Annotated in this window: 8 protein-coding genes; 2 read left to right on the plus strand and 6 right to left on the minus strand. The window is 48.4% G+C overall.

Annotation, left to right across the window (positions count from 1 at the left end; genetic code table 11):
* The coding region (locus B5X72_RS20320) for a DDE-type integrase/transposase/recombinase (protein WP_139378804.1) at positions 1-459 on the plus strand (459 nt) is incomplete at its 5' end.
* 132 nt (positions 460-591) lie between these two features.
* Here B5X72_RS20320 and B5X72_RS20325 read toward each other — a convergent pair.
* From B5X72_RS20325 to B5X72_RS20335, 3 genes are read right to left on the minus strand one after another with little or no spacing between them, the layout of a single operon-like run.
* On the minus strand, positions 592-1,131 hold the full coding sequence (locus tag B5X72_RS20325) for a hypothetical protein (RefSeq protein WP_079718775.1): 540 nt from the start codon (positions 1,129-1,131) through the stop codon (positions 592-594).
* Between the two features lie 60 nt (positions 1,132-1,191).
* The gene (locus B5X72_RS20330; protein ID WP_079718776.1) at positions 1,192-1,809 is read right to left on the minus strand and encodes a hypothetical protein; all 618 of its coding nucleotides are present in this window, start codon (positions 1,807-1,809) and stop codon (positions 1,192-1,194) included.
* Positions 1,810-1,825: 16 nt separating this feature from the next.
* Positions 1,826-2,452: a hypothetical protein gene (locus B5X72_RS20335; protein ID WP_079718777.1), complete on the minus strand. Its 627-nt coding sequence runs from the start codon at positions 2,450-2,452 to the stop codon at positions 1,826-1,828.
* A gap of 333 nt (positions 2,453-2,785) precedes the next feature.
* Here B5X72_RS20335 and B5X72_RS20340 point away from each other — a divergent pair, with 333 nt between their 5' ends.
* Positions 2,786-3,949 (plus strand): hypothetical protein, encoded by a 1,164-nt coding sequence (locus tag B5X72_RS20340; protein ID WP_079718778.1) that lies wholly within the window; start codon positions 2,786-2,788, stop codon positions 3,947-3,949.
* Between the two features lie 69 nt (positions 3,950-4,018).
* Here B5X72_RS20340 and B5X72_RS20345 read toward each other — a convergent pair whose 3' ends face one another.
* The 3 genes from B5X72_RS20345 to B5X72_RS20355 all read right to left on the minus strand — a co-directional run.
* Positions 4,019-4,939: a helix-turn-helix domain-containing protein gene (locus B5X72_RS20345; RefSeq protein WP_079718779.1), complete on the minus strand. Its 921-nt coding sequence runs from the start codon at positions 4,937-4,939 to the stop codon at positions 4,019-4,021.
* Between the two features lie 7 nt (positions 4,940-4,946).
* The gene (locus B5X72_RS20350; protein ID WP_245827060.1) at positions 4,947-5,849 is read right to left on the minus strand and encodes an SDR family oxidoreductase; all 903 of its coding nucleotides are present in this window, start codon (positions 5,847-5,849) and stop codon (positions 4,947-4,949) included.
* The coding region (locus B5X72_RS20355) for an IS3 family transposase (RefSeq protein WP_139378805.1) at positions 5,827-6,151 on the minus strand (325 nt) is incomplete at its 5' end. The genes B5X72_RS20350 and B5X72_RS20355, both read right to left, overlap by 23 nt.

Genomic DNA, 6,151 nt, shown 5'->3' on the forward strand with positions numbered 1-6,151 from the left:
ACCTACATCCCCATGTTCCGTGGATTCATGTATATGTTTGCCATCATCGATGTATACAGCCGTAAAATTATGGGCTGGGACATTTCCAATACGATGAGTGCCGAATGGTGCCGGGATGTCATGCTGGGCGCCATGGAAAGGCACGGGAAACCGGAAATCTTCAACACCGATCAAGGATCCCAATTCACATCCTCGGTATTCATCGAAGCACTTAAAAAGCATGAGGTGAAAATATCCATGGACGGTAAGGGCCGGGCTTTGGACAATATCTACATCGAACGGTTCTGGGGTTCGCTCAAAAGGGAGAAAATCTATCTGAATCCACCAAACGGTGGGGTCGATCTATATCGGCAGGTAAAGGATTATGTATGCTTCTACAATACCGAGAGAAGGCATAAATCGATCGGCCGGATAACACCCGACGAAAGGTTCTATCAGATAATCAAAAATGTGTCGTGATTATATCTTAAATTAGTGCAAAAGTTGTCCAGCAAATAGGGAGTATCATAACTACCCCGAAAGATTACAGGAGAAGTGTTAAAGTTTTGTCAAAACCGTTCTGAAAAAGGGGCCGGACGCATTCCTCTTTCGTTAGAATTTATATGTAACCCCCGCATTCAGTACAGATACCCCGTAACCCAACTCCGCGAAAGCGCCGATACGGTCGGTGAAAAACCAGCGTCCGCCGATGAATCCGGTAAAACCGACCCCGCTGCCGTAGCTGTTGGCATAGGAAGCGTCATCGCCATCGGAGGAGTATTTGGCTATATTGTAGCTGAGCATGGCACCACCATAGACGTCCAACTCTGGCACGTTGGTAAAACCATTGTAATGATATGCTCCGCGAACTCCAACGATGGTGTAGTTCCACTTGTACGTATAGGTACCGCTTGTGTACCTGTAGCCGGTGTTGCCAACGTAGCCACCGAGACTGATCACCCCGGGGCCACCGATATCCCACATGCCGTGGTCTACGGACAAAGAAATGGCCGGACGGGCTTTGCCGAGACCACCCAGAGCGGTGCCGAGTCCGATACCGAGGTTGGCCGCGGTGGTTCCATTCTGAAATTGCTGCGCGTGTGCTGCTACGGCGATGACGATCGCCATAAGGGTAAAGATTGCTTTTTTCATCGTTGTCTTGAATTTGTTTGATAAATGTGAGTTGTCTTATAAAAGGTGAGTACTAAGGAGTTATCGTTCCCGGCAATCGCAGTTTGCACTGGCTAAAATCACGCCTCCTGAAGTCATTTCATTGTAATTGGCCCGACCAAAAACAAGTTCGGCATCTACGGAAGCTAACGCTACCTCTTGTGGATTTTCTACGCCTCCTTTCCATTTCATCACAGTTCCAGCGACATTGAACCGAATCCGTTCGGTGGAGTTTTCTATTACCGTAAGAATAATCTCACCCTCATTCCCAAGCCGTCCTTTGTCATATTCAAACCCGTCGAACTCCGGAGCACCTAATTGGAATGCATGAAATAAATTGGCGGTGTACGTCGTGCCCACAGGCGTTTCACGGTTGAACCTGGCTCCGCCAGACGAGAAATCGAATACCGGATCTTGTTGACCATTTGCTTTCGTTTGTACAATCGAAAGACTAAATCCTGCATCTCCTTCATAGGATTCGGAGGTAAAGGTCATCCAGTCTTGTCCGAAGCGATTGGCTGTGGTCGTCTTGCCGTCTATCGTAATTTCGTACGAGCATTCACCGAGGCCGTCTTCAGCTTTGTTTTCATTTTTAGCACAGGATGTCATTGCCATGGCTATAAAAAATAAGCCTGCCATTTTTTTAATTGTGTTTTTCATAGGTATATCTTTTAACTTACAACTGGATATGATGTAGCGCATTGGGCATCTCAAACTCGCCGCCCGTTATTTCAATGATTTCACCGGTCTTGTGTCCTTGTTCTGTACCTTTTAGCGTAACGGAAAACGTGCCTTTTAGCCAATTGATCTGTCTTTGGGCAAATGCACCGTCTCCTTTTTCAAATTCGGTGATCGTCAGCGTGCCGACATGTGGCGAACCCTGAGGATCGGTGCGGGACGAGAAAATAACGCCGGAAGCTGCTTTGTTATAATAGTTGATTTCGGCTGTACCGACCATCATGCCTGACTGCGTAGCGTCTGAAGCTACTGGGTACGACCCGATGGGGTTATCAATTTTGTCAGCGGGCAGGCGAAGGCTGATCTGAAATGTCTCTCTATCGCCCGACTGCATGGCAGAGAGCAATAAATGGTACTCACCGGAGTGATCATCAACGCCTAAACCTCGTTCGACGAATTTTATGTCGAAAGAACCATCGGTTTCCCACTTAGCGCCGTCGATGCTCATTTTGAGATATCGTCCGTATTCCTTACCGACATTTTCTTTATCATTGTTTTTGGAGCAGCTTGCCAACGCTGCTACTGCCAAGAACAGTATGCCTGTTTTTCTGATTGTTGCTTTCATTTTTGTGTACTTTTAGGGTTTATATTTTATCCGTATGAGGGTTTCGGCGTGATATTGACCGTTTTCCATCATTTGACGAAACAAAGGTATAGTGGCAAAACTTTCCCCAATACCCCCCAAAGGGGGGTTAGCAAGATTCCTTATTGCAAACTAAGCACGAAATCCCTATCTTTAGCCAACAACTAACCTGACGGGGCTCCTATCCGCTTATTTCACGTGGTAAATGCCGCCTAAACGTGGAAATCAGGGAAGACAGGGAAGTTTTCTTGGTATACCAGATAGCACGTATAGGCAAAACCCGTTGGCTTTTTTTGAAACGACGGCATTAATCGCATGAATGGAACGCAGCTAATCCCAACACTTGAACAATTCGGCATCTTTTGCTATAAAGCACTGGTATGGCTTTTTCTGGGCGTCGTCATCGGTGCTTTTGTAGCCTCCATGCAGGGTTTCCTGCCCATTTTGTTGATAGTTGTTTATCTTGTGGGATCGATTGGGCTGGGCTTGTTGTTTAGCCGCGTGTTTTTCCGGTATACCGACCGCAAACGACGTGCCCTGGCGCAAACGAGCGGCCTCGCTGCGCCGGCACGCATCGATGCGATCCGATTCGGCGGTGTGCGGATGTTGGAGACGCGCGAGCTGATGGTCATTCAGGTAACCGTGTTTCAACAGTCCGGCGCGCCCTACCAAACGACGGTACGCCAATTCATGACGGTCGGAGAGGGGGACCTACTCCAGGAGGGGTCGCTCGTCACGTTTCTTGAAGATCCGCATGACCCCGGATATGGCATGGTGTCGACTATCCTGCCGGCGGGCGAAATCCCGGCGGATATCAGGACGTTTCAGGCGGATAAGGTTTACCCGGAGCGGCGGAAAACCGGTCTGTGGCTCCTGGTGGGACGCAATCCGAACGGGCTGGCACGATCGGTAAGTTTCATCTTGATTTTAGCGTTGTTCGGCGCCGGGTTTATTTCACCATATACCGCGACGGGCAATGTGGACTGGCTCCGGCTGCGGCTTAGGTACTTTCCACAGAAACTGGTTTTTCAGGATAAAGGCAATTTCAATCCGGAAATGTTCAAAAAGGCCTATGACAAGGCAGTCGCCTATATCGGCGACCGTCGCATCGAATCGCTGCTTTTTTACAAGGACTTTACCGACATCCGGGTTGAGCCAACCGATGAACCGGGCCGTTTGCAAGGCGCGACCATCCGCGGCAACTCGGTCGGCACCCATTTCATCCATTACTCGCTGGATGATGAGGATCGCCTCTTCACCTTGGAGTCGGTCCGGTACGATGCCTTGAAAAAAGCGTTGGATGATGCGGCAAAAGACCATGACATCGCGGATATCATGTACATCGGTTTTCGCAAGGACATCCGGTGGAGCATGCCGGTGGCTCAGCGGGAACGCTATGTTGATATCCACATCGTGTTTGAGGGCGGCGAGACGTCGCTCGATTATCACGGCGAGACCGGTGAGCGGTTGCCGGACTAACCGTTGCGCTTCATTGCAGTGGCCGATCACGCCTTTCTTCCATACCACCGTTGCATGGCCGGCTTAATTTCAGTTAAACGATTGCCTAAACGCTAAAGGCGAAAGCTTTGTTTTTGCCTTAAAAAGTTTGCTGAACGACTGCGAATGCTCAAAGCCTAGTTCGTAAGCGATCTCGCTAACTGATAGGTTTGTCGTAGCTAATTTTTCTTTAGCCTTTTCAATCAACCGTTCGTGAATGTGTTGCTGCGTGTTTTGTCCGGTAAGCACCCGAAGCAAACTACCGAGATAACCTGCCGAAACGTTTAATTTTTCGGCAACGTATTGAACCGTCGGTAGACCTCTTGAAATCACATCGTCGCTATTGAAATAATCGGACAGCAATTTTTCCAAACGGGCCAAAATTTGATGATTCGTTTTTTCCCGCGTGATGAACTGGCGGTTGTAAAACCGCTCGGCATAGTTGAGCAATGCTTCGATATGCGAAATGATGATTTGCTTGCTGAATTTGTCGATGTTGGAATGATACTCTTGCCGAATGTTTGCTAAAATTCCGTCGAGTGTTTTTTCTTCTTTTTCGGAAAGGAACAGAGCCTCGTTTACCGAATAATCAAAAAACCCGTATTGTTTAATTCCACGTGCAAGCGGTGTGTTCCACAGGAAATCGGGGTGAATGAGCAACATCCACCCCGATCGTTTTTTTGCGACAGAATGCTGGTCGACTTGAACGCTGAAAACCTGATGGGGCGCGATAAAGAACATCATACCCTCGTCAAAATCATACGCCTGTTGTCCATATCTGAATTTTCCATCGATACCCCGCTTAATCGCGATTTGATAGAAATCGAAAATCCAGCTCACTTCGGTTCCAGTCGGGCGCTTTACGGAAGAATAGTCTACGATGCTGATCAGCGGATGCTCGGGCTTCGGCAGACCACGAAGCTGGTGAAATTGGCTGATTGTTTTTACTCTTGTTGGCTGTCGCTGCTCCATCACAAAATTAAAAATAGTTTTGCCGCATATCCTCCAATAATCCGAGGTGTTCAGGTTTCCAACCTAATTGTTCCTGCGTCTTTAAATGGATTGCCGGACTGTCAAAGGCGATAAATCCGCTCATCCATTCAAAATGTTTTACAATTTGTTCTTCCGACAAAGATACAAGGGGCAAACCCAATTTTTCGCCAATCAATTCGGCAATTTTTTTTACTTCAATGCCTGTGTCTCCAACAACGTTATACACCGCGCCCGTTGCCGACTTCTCGATGGCTAAGCGAAACGCCTCTGCTGCGTCCAATCGATGCACGGCAGTCCAACGGTTGGTGCCAGCTGCTGGATAAGCCGAAACCCCGTTTTTGCGCGCTTGCTCAATGATAAACGGAACGAAGCCCTTGTCGCCTTTGTCGTGAACGGACGGTGCCAAACGAATTACCGAGGCATGAACGCCCTTTTCTGCCAAAGCCAAAGCCGCAGTTTCGGAAAAACGCGGAAAACCCTGGGGGAGACGGCTTTCTTCGGTAATCACGCCATCAATGAGCGGCAAGCCTAAAATCCCTGCGGTGACGACCATCGCTTTGCTTGTCCCAATCAACACTTCGCCCATTGCTTCAATAGCTGCTTTGTCTATTGCTGCTGCCTTGGCGAATTGGTTAAAGTCGTGGAAAAAACCTGCGTGAATAACACCGTCAGCATTATTTGCGCCTTGTTTCAGGGTTTCCAAATCTTCCAGACTACCCAACAAAACCGCTGCACCTGCCTCACTGATTTTCTTTGCTGATTGTTCGGAACGTGCCAAGCCTACTACTTGATGTCCTGCCCGGGTTAGCGCGCTGACGACGGCTGAGCCGATAAAACCCGAAGCTCCTGTTACAAATACTTTCATTTTAGTTGTTTTTTGTTGATACAAAATTCTGCAATGACCAAAAAACAGGTGTAACCAAAACGACGGTTGTTGTAGTCGAAATGGAAGGGACACCCAGCATTAGGGCTGGTCCAATATGTGATCGCAATCGCCTGATGCGCTTTTCCCCTACAGAATAACCCAGGTCCATTTTCAGGTATGCGGTCATCCGCTCCACCCCATAGAACGGACAGTCCAGGAACTTCCGGTCAATTGCTTTCATCACCCGCTGGTTGTACAGGGATTCCCCTTTGGGCTTGAAATAATAACTGCTGAATATTCCGGGGAAAGTACACCACCCGTTCCGG

Origin of the sequence: Parapedobacter luteus, from assembly GCF_900168055.1 — a bacterium.
GTDB classification, from domain to species: Bacteria; Bacteroidota; Bacteroidia; order Sphingobacteriales; family Sphingobacteriaceae; genus Parapedobacter; species Parapedobacter luteus.

Coding starts and splice junctions, on each gene's coding strand:
- B5X72_RS20325 (WP_079718775.1), bottom strand. CDS start 1,131: ATGAAAAAAGCAATCTTTACCCTTATGGCGATCGTCATCGCCGTAGCA.
- B5X72_RS20330 (WP_079718776.1), bottom strand. CDS start 1,809: ATGAAAAACACAATTAAAAAAATGGCAGGCTTATTTTTTATAGCCATG.
- B5X72_RS20335 (WP_079718777.1), bottom strand. CDS start 2,452: ATGAAAGCAACAATCAGAAAAACAGGCATACTGTTCTTGGCAGTAGCA.
- B5X72_RS20340 (WP_079718778.1), top strand. CDS start 2,786: ATGAATGGAACGCAGCTAATCCCAACACTTGAACAATTCGGCATCTTT.
- B5X72_RS20345 (WP_079718779.1), bottom strand. CDS start 4,939: ATGGAGCAGCGACAGCCAACAAGAGTAAAAACAATCAGCCAATTTCAC.